The 16,226-nt window shown below is 64.4% G+C and carries 18 protein-coding genes and 1 pseudogene; 9 read left to right on the forward strand and 10 right to left on the reverse strand.

The genetic code is table 11. The features are described 5' to 3' along the window. Nucleotides 1–98 precede the first annotated feature (98 nt). The 6 genes from frdA (at nt 99) to RMO95_RS13420 (ending at nt 4,940) form a co-directional block, all read left to right on the forward strand. Nucleotides 99–1,856: a fumarate reductase (quinol) flavoprotein subunit gene (gene frdA / locus RMO95_RS13395; protein ID WP_310451133.1), complete on the forward strand. Its 1,758-nt coding sequence runs from the start codon at nt 99–101 to the stop codon at nt 1,854–1,856. A gap of 62 nt (nt 1,857–1,918) precedes the next feature. After that, nucleotides 1,919–2,722, forward strand: coding sequence for a succinate dehydrogenase/fumarate reductase iron-sulfur subunit (locus tag RMO95_RS13400; RefSeq protein WP_310451134.1), 804 nt, complete (start codon nt 1,919–1,921; stop codon nt 2,720–2,722). Next, complete coding sequence (locus RMO95_RS13405; protein WP_310451135.1) at nt 2,719–3,111, forward strand: hypothetical protein; 393 nt, start codon at nt 2,719–2,721, stop codon at nt 3,109–3,111. Before RMO95_RS13400 ends, RMO95_RS13405 begins: the two co-directional genes overlap by 4 nt. Before the next feature lies 1 nt (nt 3,112). Next, nucleotides 3,113–3,454 (forward strand): fumarate reductase subunit FrdD, encoded by a 342-nt coding sequence (frdD, locus tag RMO95_RS13410; RefSeq protein WP_310451136.1) that lies wholly within the window; start codon nt 3,113–3,115, stop codon nt 3,452–3,454. A 36-nt stretch (nt 3,455–3,490) separates the two neighbouring features. Then, the gene (locus RMO95_RS13415; RefSeq protein WP_310451137.1) at nt 3,491–4,270 is read left to right on the forward strand and encodes a class I SAM-dependent methyltransferase; all 780 of its coding nucleotides are present in this window, start codon (nt 3,491–3,493) and stop codon (nt 4,268–4,270) included. Between the two features lie 7 nt (nt 4,271–4,277). Beyond that, nucleotides 4,278–4,940: a hypothetical protein gene (locus RMO95_RS13420; protein WP_310451138.1), complete on the forward strand. Its 663-nt coding sequence runs from the start codon at nt 4,278–4,280 to the stop codon at nt 4,938–4,940. A 69-nt stretch (nt 4,941–5,009) separates the two neighbouring features. On the opposite strand, the gene RMO95_RS13425 is transcribed toward RMO95_RS13420, so the two are convergent. Then, the gene (locus RMO95_RS13425) at nt 5,010–5,552 is read right to left on the reverse strand and encodes a type II toxin-antitoxin system VapC family toxin (RefSeq protein ID WP_310451139.1); all 543 of its coding nucleotides are present in this window, start codon (nt 5,550–5,552) and stop codon (nt 5,010–5,012) included. Nucleotides 5,553–5,569: 17 nt separating this feature from the next. Then, nucleotides 5,570–5,824: an antitoxin gene (locus RMO95_RS13430; protein WP_310451140.1), complete on the reverse strand. Its 255-nt coding sequence runs from the start codon at nt 5,822–5,824 to the stop codon at nt 5,570–5,572. 224 nt (nt 5,825–6,048) lie between these two features. Here RMO95_RS13430 and RMO95_RS13435 point away from each other — a divergent pair, with 224 nt between their 5' ends. The 3 genes from RMO95_RS13435 to RMO95_RS13445 are packed head-to-tail and all read left to right on the forward strand — an operon-like array spanning nt 6,049 to nt 8,628. Then, nucleotides 6,049–6,948, forward strand: a complete 900-nt coding sequence (locus tag RMO95_RS13435) for an amidohydrolase family protein (protein WP_310451141.1) — start codon at nt 6,049–6,051, stop codon at nt 6,946–6,948. Then, complete coding sequence (locus RMO95_RS13440; protein WP_310451142.1) at nt 6,945–7,415, forward strand: hypothetical protein; 471 nt, start codon at nt 6,945–6,947, stop codon at nt 7,413–7,415. Before RMO95_RS13435 ends, RMO95_RS13440 begins: the two co-directional genes overlap by 4 nt. Nucleotides 7,416–7,419: 4 nt before the next feature. Then, entirely contained in the window at nt 7,420–8,628 is a 1,209-nt protein-coding gene (locus RMO95_RS13445) for a cytochrome c peroxidase (RefSeq protein ID WP_310451143.1), read from the forward strand. A 15-nt stretch (nt 8,629–8,643) separates the two neighbouring features. Here the strand turns inward: RMO95_RS13445 and RMO95_RS13450 are convergent. From RMO95_RS13450 to RMO95_RS13485, 8 genes and pseudogenes are all read right to left on the reverse strand, one after another. Then, a pseudogene (locus tag RMO95_RS13450) lies at nt 8,644–8,748 on the reverse strand (phosphate ABC transporter ATP-binding protein); the annotation flags it as partial. A 35-nt stretch (nt 8,749–8,783) separates the two neighbouring features. Continuing rightward, nucleotides 8,784–9,416, reverse strand: a complete 633-nt coding sequence (locus RMO95_RS13455) for an ORF6N domain-containing protein (protein WP_310451144.1) — start codon at nt 9,414–9,416, stop codon at nt 8,784–8,786. A 209-nt stretch (nt 9,417–9,625) separates the two neighbouring features. Then, nucleotides 9,626–10,639: a helix-turn-helix transcriptional regulator gene (locus RMO95_RS13460; RefSeq protein ID WP_310451145.1), complete on the reverse strand. Its 1,014-nt coding sequence runs from the start codon at nt 10,637–10,639 to the stop codon at nt 9,626–9,628. 71 nt (nt 10,640–10,710) lie between these two features. Then, a complete protein-coding gene (locus RMO95_RS13465; RefSeq protein ID WP_310451146.1) occupies nt 10,711–11,895 on the reverse strand; it encodes a serine hydrolase domain-containing protein in 1,185 nt (394 codons plus the stop codon). Between the two features lie 351 nt (nt 11,896–12,246). After that, nucleotides 12,247–13,194 carry a branched-chain amino acid ABC transporter permease gene (locus tag RMO95_RS13470; protein WP_310451147.1) on the reverse strand — a complete coding sequence of 316 codons (948 nt, stop codon included), beginning with the start codon at nt 13,192–13,194 and terminating at the stop codon, nt 12,247–12,249. Continuing rightward, nucleotides 13,194–14,081, reverse strand: coding sequence for a branched-chain amino acid ABC transporter permease (locus RMO95_RS13475; protein ID WP_310451148.1), 888 nt, complete (start codon nt 14,079–14,081; stop codon nt 13,194–13,196). Before RMO95_RS13475 ends, RMO95_RS13470 begins: the two co-directional genes overlap by 1 nt. 182 nt (nt 14,082–14,263) lie before the next feature. Beyond that, a complete protein-coding gene (locus tag RMO95_RS13480; protein WP_310451149.1) occupies nt 14,264–15,484 on the reverse strand; it encodes an ABC transporter substrate-binding protein in 1,221 nt (406 codons plus the stop codon). Between the two features lie 21 nt (nt 15,485–15,505). Then, the gene (locus RMO95_RS13485) at nt 15,506–16,216 is read right to left on the reverse strand and encodes an ABC transporter ATP-binding protein (RefSeq protein ID WP_310451150.1); all 711 of its coding nucleotides are present in this window, start codon (nt 16,214–16,216) and stop codon (nt 15,506–15,508) included. Between the last annotated feature and the right edge of the window lie 10 nt (nt 16,217–16,226).

A 16,226-nucleotide genomic window follows, 5' to 3' on the forward strand; every position in this document is an offset into this window, starting at 1 on the left:
CAAGTCCAGCCGGGACTGGTTGACACAAGTCAACCGCGTCAAGGACAAAGAGTCGATACTATCGCCCCAAGAACAACGAATCCCCCGCAGGTGGCCCAATGGAAACCATATCGACCGATGTTGTAATCATAGGTGCAGGAGGCGCCGGGCTGCGTGCCGCGATCGCCCTCGCCGAAACTGACCCGAAACTGCGCATCGCACTGATCTCCAAGGTGTATCCGATGCGCAGCCATACCTGTGCCGCCGAGGGCGGCGCCGCCGGCGTGATCAAACCCGACGACAGTTTCGACATGCACTTCGACGATACCGTGGGCGGCGGCGACTGGCTCTCCGATCAGGACTGCGTCGAATACTTCATCCACGAAGCCCCCAAGGAATTGATGCAACTGGAGCACTGGGGCTGCCCCTGGAACCGCGAGGCCGACGGCTCGGTGGCGGTGCGGCCCTTCGGCGGCATGAAGAAGCAACGCACCTGGTTCGCCGCCGACAAGTCCGGTTTTCATATCCTGCACACCCTGTTCCAGACCTCGCTGCAATTCCCCTCGATCAGCCGCTATGACGAGTATTACGCGCTCGACCTGCTGGTCGATGACGGCCGTTGCCAGGGCGTCACCGCCATGGAAATGCGCAGCGGCGAGCTGCGCCAGTTCCACGCCAAGGCCGTGATCATCGCCGGCGGCGGCGCCGGCCGCATGTTCCCCTTCTCCACCAACGGCGCGATCAAGACCGGCGACGGCATGGCCATGGCCTACCGCGCCGGCGCACCGCTGAAGGACATGGAGTTCGTCCAGTACCACCCGACCGGACTGCCCAACACCGGCAGCCTGCTGACCGAAGCCTGCCGCGGCGAAGGCGGCATCCTGGTCAACAAGCACGGACGCCGCTACCTGGCGGACTACGGCATGGGCCCGGAAACGCCGGTGGGCCAGCCGCAACTCAAGACCATGGAACTGGGTCCGCGCGACCGCGTCAGCCAGGCCTACTGGCACGAGCTGCAGAAAGGCAATACCGTCACCACGCAGTGGGGCGAATGCGTGCTGCTCGACATGCGCCACCTCGGCGAAAAGAAAATCAACGAACGCCTGCCCCTGGTGCGCGAACTGGCCGAGGCCTATCTCGGCGTCGACATAGTCAAGGAGGCGGTGCCGATCCGCCCCGTGGTGCATTACATGATGGGCGGCATTTCCACCAATACCGCTGCCGCCACGCCCCTGCCCGGCCTGTTCGCCGCCGGCGAGTGTGCCTGCGTCAGCTTGAACGGCGCCAACCGGCTGGGTTCCAACTCACTGGTCGAGCTGCTGGTGTTCGGCCGCCGCGCTGCGCTCTCCGCCGCCGAGCACGCGCAGGGCCAGCCGGCACCCGATACCAGGGCGCTGAATGCGCAGGCCGAAAAGACCCAGCAGCGCATCGGCGAACTCTTCTCGCGCACCGACGGCGCCGAATCGATGTCCGGCCTGCGCAAGGAGATGCAGGAGACGATGGAAAAGAACGTCGGCATCTACCGGACTGAAGAAGGCCTGCAGGAGGGCGTCAACAAGATTCACGAGCTGCGCCAGCGCTACTGCCGCGTCAAGCTCACCGACAAGTCCAGCGTCTTCAACACCGACCTGTTCCAGGCGCTCGAACTCGGCTCCATGCTCGACTGCGCCGAAGCCGTGACGGTCGGCGCACTGGCGCGCAAGGAATCACGCGGCGCGCACCAGCGCCTCGATTACGTCGAGCGCGACGACAAGAATTACCTGCGCCACACCATGGTCTACCACCAGGGGCTGGACGTTCCCCGCGTCGATTACCTCGACGTGGTGATCACCAAATCGCCGCCGGGCGTGCGCGATTACTCGGGAGACCACAAATGAGCAATAGCCCCCCACGCTCGCAACCCCCGCTCGCTGCCCCCCCGGGGGGGGCGGCTGCTTCCTTGGGACGGCCCGGCGGAAGCAGCGAGCGCACCGTTCAGCTCGAAGTCCTGCGCTACAACCCGGACACCGATACCGAGGCCCACTTCCAGCGCTACGAAGTGGTCTGCCAGGAAGAATGGGTCGTCCTCGATGCCCTCAACAAGGTCAAGGCCGACATCGACCCCACACTCAACTATCGCTGGTCCTGCCACATGGCGGTCTGCGGCAGTTGCGGCATGATGATCAACGGCGAACCGAAACTGTCGTGCCATGCCTTCCTGCGCGATTACGAAGGCGTGATCCGGGTCGAGCCGCTGGCGCATTTTCCCGTTGAGCGCGATCTGGTGACTGCGCCCGACGACTTCATGGAAAAGCTCAAGCGCGTCAAGCCTTACATCATCCCGAAGGAAAAGAAGCCGATCAGCGAGGGCGAGTACAAGCAAACGCCGGCGCAACTCATGAAGTTCCGCCAGTATTCGATGTGCATCAACTGCATGCTCTGCTATGCCGCCTGCCCGCAATACGGATTGACGCCGAGCTTCATCGGCCCGGCGGCGCTGACCCTGGCCCATCGCTACAACCAGGACTCGCGCGACGGCGGACGAGCGGAGCGGCAGGAAGTGGTCGCCACCCACGAAGGCGTCTGGGAATGCACCTTCGTCGGCGCCTGCTCCGAGGTCTGCCCGGCCCACGTGGACCCGGCCAGCGCACTGCAACAGATGAAGATCACCAGTTCGCTCGACTGGATCGTCGAGCACCTGATTCCGGGAGGAAAATCCGCAGGGGATAGCGTCTCCCGCGAGGACGCAGGAGACAAATCATGAGCCGCAAACCCCTGGTTCGCGAGGTCCCGCCGACCTCCTGGTATTTCCGCCAGCCGCGCTACATGCGCTACATGTCGCGCGAGATCACCAGCATCTTCGTCGGCGCCTACTGCGTGCTGCTGGTGGTCGGCCTGCAACGCCTGGCCGACGGCCCGACGGCCTGGGAAGGCTTCCTGCTGGCACTGCAAAGCCCGGCATCGATCGTGTTTCAAATCCTCGCCCTGGTCGCTGCGGTGTATCACGCCGCCACCTGGTTCAACGCCACGCAGAAGGCCATGCCGCTGCAGATCGGCGAAGACTTCGTGCCCGGCAACCTGATTTCGGGCGCGCACTATGCGGCATGGGCGGTGCTGTCCTTCGTCGTGCTCTATCTTGCGGGAGTGTTCTGAGATGGCCAAGTCGAATAAACCCGTGGTCTGGTTCCCCTTCGCCGCCGGCGGCACGGTGATCGCATTCTGCATGCCGGTGATCGTCCTGCTGACCCTCCTCGCCGCGCTGGGCCATGCCCCGGCCGGACTCGACTATCAGAACATGCATGTCTTCGCCCGCAGCGGCCTCGGCAAGCTGATCATCTTCGGCGTAGTGGCCCTGTCGCTGTGGAGCTCGGCGCATCGGCTGCGCTGTACCTGCTACGACTTCGGCCTGCGCGCCGATACGCTGGCGGCGACCGTCCTCTATGCCGCGGCGATATTCGGCAGCATTGCTTCGGCGGTGTTCCTGGCACGCATCTAGGCCAATCAATTACTTCTCAGGGAAAGAACAAGACCAATGGCACCACCCCCACTGGCCTCGCGGGAAGCTGTTCGCGAGGAACGTCTCGGCGACGTCTGGAGCAATGAACTGAACGACGTCTTTGCCGACGTCGCCCCCTATTACGACCGTGCCAACAACATCGCCGCGCTCGGGCAGTTCGGCAATTTCCTGCGGCGCTTCATGCAGCTGGTCGATTTGCAGCCGAAGCAGAAGGTGCTCGACGTCTGCGCCGGCACCAACGCCATCGGCATCGCCCTGCTCAAGCGCGAACCGACGCTGGACGTGCACGCCATGGACCGCAGCGTAGCCATGCAGACCGTCGGCCAGCAGCGCGCCGCCGCCCAGGGCTTCCAGATCAAGAGCACCATCGGCGATGTGCACACGCTGCCCTTCCCCGACAGTCACTTCGACGTCGTCACGCTGCAGTTCGCCTCGCGCCATCTGCGCGTGCGCGAGGTGTTCACCGAGATATTGCGCGTGCTCAAGCCCGGCGGCCACTTCCATCATTCCGACATGCTGCGGCCGCGCAACCCGATCGTGAAGAACCTCTATTACACCTACCTGCGCGGCTGCCTCGGCATCACCGGCATGATCGTCGGCAGCGGCCCGGCCGCGGTCAAGGCCAAGCAGTATTTCCTCGACGCGCTGGAGCTGTTCTACACCGCCGAGGAGCTGTCGATCCTGCTGCGCGAACTGGGCTACATCGAAGTCAAGGTGGATACCGTGTTCCACGGCATGCTGGGTTTCCACCGCGCGACGAAGCCGGTACCGGCGACTCAGGCCCTGCCGGACTAGGCGCGGCGTGAAGCAGGCGCGTTCGCTGGCCAGGCTCAACGGCCGGATCCTCGCCACCTACAGCCGGCGCACCACCACCGCGCTGCGCGCCGCCCTGCCGCTGCGCCTGGCCCTGCCGCACCTGGAGCCGGTGCTGGCGCTCAACGTCGAGAAGGAAGTCGAGAAGGACAGGCTGGTGATCCTGCGCGCCCGCGAGCTGGCAGGCGCGGCCACATCGGACTGGAACGCGGTGCTGCCGCAGCTGCTGCAGGCGACCCAGGAAATCGACCGCAGGTTTCTCGCCCGCGTCGGCCGCTTCCCGGTCGAAATCGTGATCCGCTACGAGGAGATCGCGCCGATCCGCGCCCTGCGCATCAAACTGCTCTACGATGCCGCAGCAAAGATCCTGGCCGCGCGCGACGGCATGCGGCGCCTGCGCGGCGCCATGCACGCAACATACGTGCGCGAGGAATTCGCGCAGCTGCTTTATGAGTTGTTCCGCCTCTACGCCGAGGAAACCCGTTCGCTGAGCCGCTCGGTGCGCCTGCCCATGCCGCTGGTGCCGCTGCGCGAACTGATCGCGCAGGAATTGCTCAACGTCATGACCCGCGTCGCGCGACCGCTGGCCTCCGAAATCGCGGCGACGGCGTTTCGGCCAGCCGCGCCTGTCGCGCGGGAGCAAAAGGATTGACCACGCCTGCCTTTCCGTGCTGATCGCTGGCACGGGCTCCTATTCAGTGCATGGCACGCGACGGAACGCCTACTTGGGTTTTCTCGCAGGTTTCTTTTTCGACGCCGTTCGCCCCACGGAGGTTCGCGCATGAGCGGTGGCAGCGTTAGCATCGCTCGATGTAATTCCGGCGCGGGCCAGCGAGGCGCGTATTGGCGGTGGAGGTTCGCTGACGGGCGCTGAAACGCTGCTTGCGGACCAGTCAAGCAAACGCAGGCCGGGGACCTGCGCAAAAGCGCGATCGGCGCTGATAAGAATGCAGTCTTCGACGAAGGCATGGGTAGCGATGAGCAACTCCATGGCCGACAGTCCGATACCCCGGGTTTCCAAGCTGGTGCGCAACTCGGCATAGGCCTGTGCCGTGGCGGACGTCCACGGCAGGATGGGAATATCCAACAGGAAGACTTCGACGGCTTTAGCCAGCCGGGTAGCTTCCGGTCGGCGCGCCACGCCGAAGCGCAACTCGGCCTCGGTTATGACCGAGATGCACGCATCTCGCTCCACCAGCAGACTTTGCAATGCCCCGCCAACCCGCCCCCGAATCAATGCGGACGCAGCGTTGGTATCCAACATGTAGCGACGGGCGCCTTTCACGGCCAGTCCCGCTCGACCGGTAATCCGGGGTCGCGCGGTATATCGAAGTTCTCGAACTCCGCTGGCGCTTCGGCGATCAGCTTGTCGCGCAGCTTGAGCCATTCTTCAAACTTCCTGTTGCGCGGGCTCAGGATGACATCGCCGGAAACCGGATCGCGGCGAATCAACACCTCGTCACCGTCGAACCGGAATTCGGCAGGCAGGCGCACAGCCTGGCTACGACCGTTCTTGAACAGTTTGGCAGTTCGCATGGTGATGCTCCTTGCTGAATGGTATATACCATGGTTTATACCACTTGCCAGGAAGACGATCAAGCCACCGACCCGATGGCTTCGTTGAAGGCTTTGAATATGCGAGGTGACTTGCCCTTGAAAAGCCAGTCCAGCCGGCTGAAAGCGCCGTCTTCGCGCTTGACAGCAAGGTCGGTATCGTTGATCTTTCAATCATTCCAGTGCATCTCTACAAGGAGTGGCTCATGAAACCGCCTATCCGGATTGCAGCACTCCCAGCATGGCTGCCCAATAGCTTGCCGTCGTCAGCGCGCTTGCCGGCCTGTCTGATCGTCTTGCTTGGCGCACTATCGACCTTGCCTCCGGCCACCGCCGCCGAGTCCAAAATACCGATCTTCGACGCCCACGTGCATTACAGCCATGACGCCTGGGAGAGCACGCCGCCCAAGGCGGCCATCGCCATCCTGCGCAAGGCGGGACTCAAGCGCGCGATGGTGTCGAGCTCCAGCGACGAGGGCACGCAGAAGCTTTACGCCGAGGCGCCCGACCTGGTGGTGCCATCGCTGCGCCCCTATCGCAAGCGCGGCGAAATATCGACCTGGGTGCGCGACGAGACGGTGATTCCCCATCTCGAAGACCGCCTCAAACGCTATCGCTACGCGGCGATCGGTGAGTTCCACGTCTATGGCAGCGACGCCGACCTGCCGGTGGTGCGGCGCACGGTGCAACTGGCGAAGCAGTACAAACTGTGGCTGCACCTGCACGGCGACAGCGACGCCATCGAGCGGGTGCTGGCGCAGGACCCCGAGACGCGCATCCTCTGGGCGCATGCGGGCTTCGACCGGCCCGAAGCGGTGCGCGCGATGCTGCGCAAGCATCCCAAGCTCTACGCCGACCTGGCCTTCCGCAATGACCACGCCAGCGGCGGCAAGGTCGATCCCGCCTGGCGCGAAGCCTTCCTCGAATTCCCCGATCGCTTCCTGGTCGGCACCGACACCTTCACGCCCGAGCGCTGGCACTACATCGTCGAGCACGCCGACTGGTCGCGCGCCTGGCTGGCCGACCTGCCGCGCGACGTCGCCGAGCGCATCGGCTGGCGCAATGGCGAAACCCTGTTCGCCTCGATGATGGCGAAACAGCAGTGAGTTGGCGCTCGCCGGCCCGCGAAGCGGAATCCCCGGCGGACAGAGTCCGACGCGGCGATTGCTGGCGCGGCGTGCTGGCGGCGTCGATCCTTGGCCTGGCTGCAGCAGCAAACGCCGCCTGTCCGCCCGATGCGGCGGACGGCACGGTGGTGAGGAAGGGCGATCTGCTTCTAGCCTACCGGCTGGCGGGCAAGACCGAGCGGATACCGATGGCGCAGCATTTCGCGCTGGAAGTGCAACTGTGCGACAAGGATGGTGTCTCCGCGGCACGCCTGCACAAGGCCGATGCGACGATGCCCGAGCACCGCCACGGCATGAACTATCGCCCGCTGATCACGCCAATGGGTGGCGGGCGCTTTCGCGTCGAGGGCATGATGTTGCACATGGCAGGGCGTTGGCAGCTCGTCTTCGAAGTGCAGGCCGGCAAGGAGAAGCTGCGGCTCAGCCATGACGTGCAGATCGATTGAACGCATGCTGAAACGCCTCGGCCTCGCCGCCCTGCTCGGCTTCGCTGCGACGGCCTTCGCCGGCGCGGACAAGCCGGCGTTGACCGCCGCCGAACTCGGCCGCATCGCCGCCCACGGTCCGTGGCCCTTGCCATGGACCGTGGACCCCGGCAATCGCGTCTCGGGCAATGCCGCCGCGATCCGCCTCGGCCACGATTTGTTCTTCGACCCACGCCTGTCGGCCAACCGGCGCGTGGCCTGCGCTTCCTGCCACGACCCGGTCAAGGGATTTCAGGACGGCCGCCGCACGGGGCGCGGCCTGGTGACGGGCACGCGCAACACGCCCGGCCTGTTCAACCTGCGCCAGCAGCGCTGGTTCGGCTGGGACGGCGGCCATGACAACCTGTGGTCGGCGAGCCTGCGCCCGATTCTCGACCCGCGCGAAATGGGCGGTAAGGCCTCGCGCGTGGCACGCGCCCTGCGCAGCAAGTCGACTCTCGATTGCCACTACACCGAGGCCTTCGGCAAACGGCCCGCTGCGAGCGATCCGGAGCTGCTGGTCAACGTCGCCAAGGCCATCGCCTCCTGGCTGGAGACGCTGGTCTCGCCGGCCACGCCCTTCGACGAATTCCGCGCTGCGCTGGCACGCCAGGATGCCCAGGCGGCCGCGGCCTATCCGGCGACCGCGCAGCGCGGCCTGCGCATCTTCCTCGACCGCGGCCAGTGCGCCACCTGCCACGCCGGGCCACTGTTCAGCAATGGCGAATTCGGCGACACCGGCCTGCCCTTCTTCGTCAAACCAAACGGTGTCGATCCCGGCCGCCAGGGCGGCATCAAACTCCTGCTGGCCAACCCCTACAACCTGCTCGGCGCCCACAACGACGACGCCACGCGCGACAACGCCACGGGAACCAAACACCTGCGACCCGAACATCGCAACTTCGGCGAGTTCAAGGTGCCCAGCCTGCGCAACCTGAGGCTGACCGCACCCTACATGCATAACGGCAGCTTTGCCACGCTGCGCGAGGTGGTGAAGCACTACTCGGAACTCGACGAAGACCGGCTGCACGCCGATGGCGAACGCATTCTTAAGCCGCTCAAGCTGAGCGAGGCCGAGAGCGCCGACCTGGTGGCGTTTCTGGAATCTCTGTCGCCGCGCGAAGCGCCGCCGGCACCGGCCGTGCCCCCCGCGGTTGCGGCTTGCAGCGTGCCTCGGCGCCGAGCGCCGCCGTAGCGCCAGAGCCGACTTTCAACCGAACCTTCCAGTGATGTAGTCTTCCGTCGCCTTCTTCTGCGGCTTGATGAAAATCTGGTCGGTGACGCCGAATTCGACCATCTCGCCCAGATACCTGTAGCCCATGGGATGGCGACACGGCGAAGCTTACGCACTCATCTCTTGCCCTTGGCCGCTTTGCCCTTGCTGCCCTTGTCTTCCGTCACAAATCCAATCGGCCGCTTTGGCGGATCGGGTGGGATCATGAGTTGGCGGATGGCCTCGAATACCTGCTTCAACTGCGCACGGGTGTTGTGCGCAAAGGCATCGTGCTGCATCGACAGCGCCTCGGTCTTCTCTTCAAGCTCGTTCAAGCGCGCGGCCAGATCGCCGTGGGTGGCCGCCAGTTCGCGCACGCGCACGAAGGTGCGCATGATCTCGATATTGACGACGATGGCGCGCGGGCTATTGAGTACCGACGAGAGCATGGCGACGCCTTGCTCGGTGAAGGCATAGGGTGCGGTACGACGACCGCCGCGCCCAGTGTTTGAGGTCACAATTTGTGATCTCAAAGCCGCAAGATCTTGATTCTCCATCTGGAACATGAAGTCGCTCGGGAAGCGATCGAGGTTGCGTTTGACGGCCTGTACCAGGATGCGGGTTTCCACGCCGTAGAGTTCGGCGAGGTCGCTGTCAAGCATCACGCGCTGCTCGCGTAGCACGACGATACGGCTGCCGATCAATGATTGCAGCGGAGCAACGGCTTGCCCGGTGCTCACTCGACGCACTCCCGCTCCGCCGCCAACCATTCGCCGTCGATCAGGCAAGCATTGCCCAGGAGTTCTGGATTGTTCATGGCTGGCTTTCGCTGTTTCAGGATAGAAGCCGATTCTGCCGCATTGCCGGGAAACGCGGGTACCCTGCTCGACAGTTCAAAAGTCGGCACTGGCGGCACGGCGATTCGCGAGCGCGAGGCTTGCGCTCCTGCAACCGGAAACTTGGCGCCCGGCGCGAATTCTCAGCGGCGTCGGGAAAGCGTGGCCGACGGCAATTCGCCGAAACGCTTCTTGTAGTTGGCGGCAAACAGGCCGAAGTTGGCATAGCCCCACAGTTCCGCCACGGCACGGACGGTGGCGCCGGGGCCGGCCAGCAGGAGTTCGCCACGCACGCTTTGTAGGCGCTGCTCGCGCAAGGCCGCCATCGGCGTGCAGCCGCGGTACTCGCGAAACGCCGCGCTCAGGGTGCGCACGCTGACCCGCGCGACGCTCGCCAGTTCGCTGAGGGTGGGCGCGGCCTGCGCGTTCTCGCGCATGTAGCGCTCCGCGGCGAGCACATGGCGCGGCGCCATGCGATGCTGCGTCGCCTGACTGGGTTGATCGAGTTGTGCTCGCCACTGGGTCAGCAAATGGATGCCTATCATTTCTTCCAGATGCCGGCCCAGCGGGCCGTCACGCACCGCTTCCGGCATGTCGGTCAGGCACTTGCAGACGTATTCCAGCAAGGCGATCCAACTGGAGCCGGCGCCGCCGAAACGAAACTTGCAAACCCACTGGCGCTCGTCGGCGGGCCGCCCGAACCAGCGCTCGTGCAGCGCGGCCAGCGCGTCGTGGGCGAAAGTCAGATTGACCTGGAGATGGTTCTCGTCGAAGTCCACCCAGTAGTGGGTGCGCGAGTTGTCGACGACGAAGGCGTCGCCGATCCCGGTGTCGGCGAAGCGATTGGCTTCGGACCAGTGCCGCGCCGAGCCGCGCAGCGTGGTGAGGATCATGCCGGTGCCGGCCGCCGGCGAGAAATCCTTGATGTTCACCGGGATGCCATACTTGAAGCGGCTGAGGGTGAAGTGCCCGATGCTGGTGGCATCGAGCAGCGAGTCGGGAGTGCGCGCCTTTCCGAGCGGCGAGACGCTGTAAGGCATGTAGACCTTGTCCGACCAGAGGCGGATCTGGTCCCAGTCGCTGCTCGCCACCAGCCTGTGGCGTTGGCTCGGCCTGCCCTGCGCATCGGTCACCAATACATTCCTGATCGCGTCCATCGCACCTGCCTCCCGCCGAGCCGATGAACTCGCGCCGCCGGGTTTCAGCCGTCGGCGCGAGCACCTATGTTTTACTTGTGGTGATGGTAAACGGCGGTTTCGAATTCGACAAATCCGGGATAGGCGGCGCAATCCTGGAAGGGCAGGATCTGCGAAGCCCAGTAGCCGCCGATGCCGCTCCGGCGATCGACCCAGTAGTAGCTGTTGGCCAGCCCGGTCCACATCAAGGATCCGGCCGGGCGGCCGCTGGGCGTGTCCTCGCGGTTGGTCATAAAGCTGTAGGCCCAGCCCTTGTCGAGACCCGGAAAGAACTCGCCGCTGTTCGACAGCGACGGGATGGACGTGATCCAGCCGGTGCAGTTCAGCGTGCCGAGTCCGTCGCGCGACATCATGGCTACCGTCTCGGCCTTGAGCACGCGCCCTGCGGGACCGGCGCCATCGTTGAGCAGCATGCGGATGAACTTCATGTAGTCGCCGACCGTCGCATACAGGCCGTGGCCACCGCAATCCATTTCCGGCGGCTGCGGCAGGACCAGATCGGGCACCGGCGTGAGCCGGCCGTCGGCGGCGCGATCGTGGATGGTGACGCGGCGCGCCCGCATCGAATCGGACATCGTGAATCCAGTGTCATGCATCTCCAGCGGCGCGAAGATGCGCTCCCGCATCACCTCGCCCAGCCGCTGGCCGCGCAGCTTCTCGACGATGCGGCCGATCCAGTCGAGGTTGACGCCGTAGGTCCAGCGCTCGCCGGGATCATGCAGCAGCACGGTGCGGATCGAGTCGAAGGCGCACGAAACCACGGTCGGAATACCCTTGGCCGTGCGGTACTTGAGGTCGTCGTCGCTGAAAAACTCGTAGCACAGGCCTGAGATGTGCAGCATCAGGTCGTTGATCGTGATGTCGCGCTTGGGCGGCCGGGTCCGCGGCTGGCCGGCGGCGTCGAAGCCTTCGAGCACTTGCAGTTCGCCAATCTCGGGGGCATATTTCCTGGCTGGATCGGAGAGGCTGATGCGGCCCTCCTCGACCAACTGCATCAGGCAGGTCGCGGTCAGCGCCTTGGTGGTGGAAAAAATGGCGAACACCGAATCGGTGGTCATCGGCGCATCCTTGCCCAGTTCGCGGCTACCCACCGCGCCTTCGTAGAAATTGCCCTGGCGGTCGGTCGCCATGGCCACCACGCCGGGCACGCCGCCATGCCGATTCACCGTCTGCAGCAAAGCCTGATCGGCCGCCTTCTTGAATTTGTCGTGGTTCATCTCTTGTCTCCTCGTAGCGGGCGCAATCGATTCAACCTGCATTGCGGCGCCCATGACGTCACACAGGCGGGACAAACTCTAAGATGAATGGTCCTGCGGGGCTGTCTTGAAACGGCAGGCGGCTGTTCGCCTCCGGCAATTTTCCGCAGGAAGACGACAGAAGCAAATCTGAAAGGAACCGACCGCACACAGCCGCATCTTTGCGGCTTGCCTCAAAGCAAGTCGGCGCTGATGAAGCCCCTGCGCAGCAAGGCGGTCGAGCAAAATACGCTCTCCTCGCCGCTGCGGATCCTCGCCGCTGCGGATGGCGGCACGGCGATTCCGGTCGGCGCGCCGCGTTGTGTGAAACTTTTAGCCTGCCTTTGGCCCGATCACACGCCGATACAGCGCCAGCGATTCGCCGACGATGCCGCGGCGAAAGGCCAGCACGCAGATCACGAAGATCGCGCCCATGATCACCGTGACCAGCGAACCGACCTTGTCGGCCAGTTCGTTCTGCAAGGTGACGATCACCGTCGCCCCGACCACCGGGCCGAATACCGTGCCCATGCCGCCCAGGAGCGTCATCAGCACCACCTCGCCCGAGGTGTGCCAGTGGGCATCGGTCAGCGTGGCGAACTTGAACACCAGGGTCTTGGTGGCACCGGCCAGTCCGGCCAACCCGGCCGAGAGCACGAAGGCCAGCAGCTTGTATTTGGCAACGTCATAGCCCAGGGAGATCGCGCGCGGTTCGTTTTCGCGGATGGCCTTGAGGATCTGGCCGAAGGGCGAATGGATGGTGCGCTGGATCAGCCAGAAGGAGCCGGCGAAGATTGCCACGACGAGGTAGTAGAGGTTGATGTCGTCGGCCAGGTCGAGGCCGAACAGCGTGCCGCGCGGCACGCCCTGCAGGCCGTCCTCGCCGCCGGTGAAGGGCGCCTGGAGGAAGAAGAAGAACACCATCTGCGCCAGCGCCAGCGTCACCATGGCGAAGTAGATGCCCTGGCGGCGGATGGCCAGGCTGCCGATCACCCAGCCCAGTCCCGCCGCGGCGACCGTGCCGGCCAAGAGGCCCACCAGGGTCGGCAGTTCCCAGACCTTCAGCGCATGGCCCGTGACATAACCCGCGCTACCGAGAAACACCGCGTGGCCGAAGGACAACAGGCCGGTATAGCCCAGCAGCAGGTTGAAGGCGCAGGCGAACAGCGCGAAGCACAACACCTTCATGACCAGGATCGGATAGATGAACATCGGCGCCAGCAGCAGCAGGACAAGGCCGGCAAGATTGCCGAGCGCGCCGGCGGAAAATCCGAATTTCATTATTTCTCCCTTCCGAACAAGCCGGCCGGCCGAACCATGAGGACGATGGCCATGACCATAAAGACCACGGTCGCGCTGGCCTCCGGGTAGATGAGCTTGGTCAGTCCCTCGATCAGGCCCAGCCCGAGGCCGGTCAGCACCGAGCCGAGGATCGAGCCCATGCCGCCGATCACGACGACGGCGAACACCGTGATGATCAGGTTGGAACCCATCAGCGCTCCCACTTGCGATGTCGGTGCCGCCAGCACGCCGGCAAATCCGGCGAGGCCGACGCCGAAGCCGTAGGTCAGCATCACCATCAGCGGCACGTTGATGCCGAAGGCTTGCGTCAGCTTTGGATTTTCCGTGGCGGCGCGCAGGTAGGCCCCAAGCCGCGTCTTCTCGATCATGTACCAGGTCAGCAGACACACCGCCAGCGAAGCGACGATCACCCAGGCGCGGTACTTCGGCAGGAACATGAAGCCGAGGTTGAAGGCGCCTGACAATTCATCCGGAATCGAATACGGCTGGCCCGCCACCCCGTACAGATCGCGGAACAGGCCCTCGATCATCAACGCCAGGCCGAAGGTCAGCAGCAAGCCGTAAAGATGGTCGAGCCGGTAGAGCCGGCGCAGCAGCAGGCGCTCGATAATGATGCCGGCCAGGCCAACCGCCAGCGGCGCAAGGATCAGCGCCCACCAGTAGCCCAGCCCCAGGTATTCGAGAATCATCCAGGCCAGCATGGCGCCGACCATGTAGAGGGCGCCGTGAGCGAAATTGATGATGTTCAGCATGCCGAAGATCACGGCAAGCCCCAGGCTCAGCACGGCATAGAAGCAGCCGTTGACCAGGCCCAGCACCAGTTGGCCGAAGAGCGCAGGCAGCGGAATGCCGAAAAAGTCAGTCATGGATTCCTGTCCGAAAAATGGGCGGAACAGGCCGCAGCCCGTTCCGCCGCGAGGGGCAACGCGCCGTAGTAGTCAGTCAACAAGGAAAAGGCGCATTCGCTGTAGGAGCGAGCTTGCTCGCGATAAGCCGTTGTCACGAGCAAGCTCGCTCCTACATCCATCGGTTTCAACATGTCTGCGTACTACGAGGCGGTCTTCCCGATCAGCGGGCAGCGCGAGGCCGACAGCGGCTGGAAGGCCTCGGCCGCCGGGATGGTCTGCTTCACCGTGTAGTAGTCCCAGGCGTACTTCGATTCCTCGGGCTTCTTCACGTGCATCAGGTACATGTCATGGACCATGCGGCCGTCGTCGCGGATCTTGCCGTTCCTGGCGAAGAAGTCGTTGATCGGCGTCTTCTTCATCTGCGCCATGACTTTCTGCGTATCGTCCGAGTTGATCGCCTTGACCGCCTTCAGGTAGTGGCTCACCGCCGAGTACATGCCGGCCTGGATCATGGTCGGCATCTTCTTCATGCGGTCGAAATAGCGCTTCGACCAGGCCCGCGTCTCGGCGTTGAAATCCCAGTAGAAGCCCTCGGTCAGGTACATGTTCTGCGTGGCCTTGAGCCCCAGTGCGTGAATGTCGGTGATGAACATCAGGAGGCCCGCCAGCGACTGCTTCGGCGTGATGCCGAATTCGGCCGCCTGCTTGATCGAGTTCATGGTGTCGGTGCCGGCATTGGCCAGGCCGATCACCTGTGCGCCCGAGCTCTGCGCCTTGAGCAGGAAGGACGAGAAATCGCTGCCGGGGAAGGGATGGCGCACGGCGCCCAGCACCTTGCCGCCGTTGGCCTGCACCACGCCGGAGGAATCCTTCTCCAGCGAATGGCCGAAGGCGTAGTCGGCGGTGATGAAGTACCAGGACTTGCCGCCCTGCTGCACCACGGCCTTGGCCGTGCCGTTGGCCACCGCGTAGGTATCGTAAGTCCAGTGCACCGTGACGTCGTTGCAGTCCTCGTTGGTGATGCGGGTCGAGGCCGCGCCGGAAATCAGCGCCAGCTTGTTCTTTTCCTTGGCGACCTTCATCACCGCCAGCGCCGTCGAGGTGGTGACCAGCTCGGTGATGACGTCGACCTTGTCGCGGTCGAACCATTCGCGCGCCTTGTTGGACGACAGGTCGGCCTTGTTCTGGTGGTCGGCGGCGACGATCTCGACGGCGAAGGCGGGCTTTTCCCTGGCCTTGAAATCCTCGATGGCCATCTTCGCGGCTTCCACGGCGCCCGCGCCGGAAAGGTCGGAATAGGCGCCCGACATGTCAGTGAGCACGCCGATTTTCACGGCGTTATCGGAAACCTGGGCCTGGGACAGGGCCGGAATGGCGGCCAAGGTGACACTGGCGGCGAGTGCAATGCATCTGAGCTTCATGGTGGTTCCTCCTGTGAAAAATCAAACGCCCAGCATTTCCTGCAGATAGCCGAGCTTGTCGTTCAATTCGTGTTGCCTGACCTCGCCGGCGACCTGGCCGTGCTCGACGACGAACATGCGGTCGGCCAGCGGCGCGGCGAAGCGGAAGTTCTGCTCGACCAGGACGATGGTGTAGTCGCGTTCTTTGAGCTGGCGGATGATCTCGCCCAGTTGCTGCACGATCACCGGTGCCAGGCCTTCCGAGATTTCGTCGAGCAGCAGCAGTCGCGCCCCCGTGCGCAGCACGCGCGCCAGCGCCAGCATCTGCTGTTCGCCGCCGGAAAGCCGCGTGCCCTGGCTGTGCCGGCGTTCCGCGAGATTGGGAAACATCGCGTACAACTCGTCCACGCTCATGCCGCTGCTGCCCGCCTGCGGCGGCAGCAGCAGGTTCTCCTCGCAACTCAGGCTGGCGTAGATGCCGCGTTCCTCGGGACAGTAGCCGACGCCGAGCCGGGCGATGCGGTGCGGCGCCATGCCGATCACCTCACGGCCGTTCACCATGATCGAGCCGCTGCGTTTTCCGGTCAGGCCCATGATCGCGCGCAGCGTGGTGCTGCGCCCGGCGCCGTTCCGGCCGAGCAGGCTGATGCATTCGCCGCGCCGCACCGTGAAGTCCATGCCGTGCAGGATGTGCGATTCGCCGTAGAAGCTGTGCAGGTCGGAGACGCGCAGGTATTCGGTGCCGGCAGTCATACTGCGGCTC

Source organism: Sulfuritalea sp. (assembly GCF_031426875.1).
Classification (GTDB): domain Bacteria; phylum Pseudomonadota; class Gammaproteobacteria; order Burkholderiales; family Rhodocyclaceae; genus Sulfuritalea.

Excerpts from the sequence above, each read along its gene's own strand:
- RMO95_RS13435 (WP_310451141.1), top strand. The coding sequence starts at position 6,049 with ATGAAACCGCCTATCCGGATTGCAGCACTCCCAGCATGGCTGCCCAAT.
- RMO95_RS13465 (WP_310451146.1), bottom strand. The coding sequence starts at position 11,895 with ATGAACCACGACAAATTCAAGAAGGCGGCCGATCAGGCTTTGCTGCAG.
- RMO95_RS13445 (WP_310451143.1), top strand. The coding sequence starts at position 7,420 with ATGCTGAAACGCCTCGGCCTCGCCGCCCTGCTCGGCTTCGCTGCGACG.
- RMO95_RS13455 (WP_310451144.1), bottom strand. The coding sequence starts at position 9,416 with ATGGTTGGCGGCGGAGCGGGAGTGCGTCGAGTGAGCACCGGGCAAGCC.
- RMO95_RS13480 (WP_310451149.1), bottom strand. The coding sequence starts at position 15,484 with ATGAAGCTCAGATGCATTGCACTCGCCGCCAGTGTCACCTTGGCCGCC.
- RMO95_RS13470 (WP_310451147.1), bottom strand. The coding sequence starts at position 13,194 with ATGAAATTCGGATTTTCCGCCGGCGCGCTCGGCAATCTTGCCGGCCTT.
- RMO95_RS13475 (WP_310451148.1), bottom strand. The coding sequence starts at position 14,081 with ATGACTGACTTTTTCGGCATTCCGCTGCCTGCGCTCTTCGGCCAACTG.
- RMO95_RS13415 (WP_310451137.1), top strand. The coding sequence starts at position 3,491 with ATGGCACCACCCCCACTGGCCTCGCGGGAAGCTGTTCGCGAGGAACGT.
- RMO95_RS13430 (WP_310451140.1), bottom strand. The coding sequence starts at position 5,824 with ATGCGAACTGCCAAACTGTTCAAGAACGGTCGTAGCCAGGCTGTGCGC.
- RMO95_RS13425 (WP_310451139.1), bottom strand. The coding sequence starts at position 5,552 with ATGTTGGATACCAACGCTGCGTCCGCATTGATTCGGGGGCGGGTTGGC.
- frdA (WP_310451133.1), top strand. The coding sequence starts at position 99 with ATGGAAACCATATCGACCGATGTTGTAATCATAGGTGCAGGAGGCGCC.
- RMO95_RS13460 (WP_310451145.1), bottom strand. The coding sequence starts at position 10,639 with ATGGACGCGATCAGGAATGTATTGGTGACCGATGCGCAGGGCAGGCCG.
- RMO95_RS13405 (WP_310451135.1), top strand. The coding sequence starts at position 2,719 with ATGAGCCGCAAACCCCTGGTTCGCGAGGTCCCGCCGACCTCCTGGTAT.
- frdD (WP_310451136.1), top strand. The coding sequence starts at position 3,113 with ATGGCCAAGTCGAATAAACCCGTGGTCTGGTTCCCCTTCGCCGCCGGC.
- RMO95_RS13485 (WP_310451150.1), bottom strand. The coding sequence starts at position 16,216 with ATGACTGCCGGCACCGAATACCTGCGCGTCTCCGACCTGCACAGCTTC.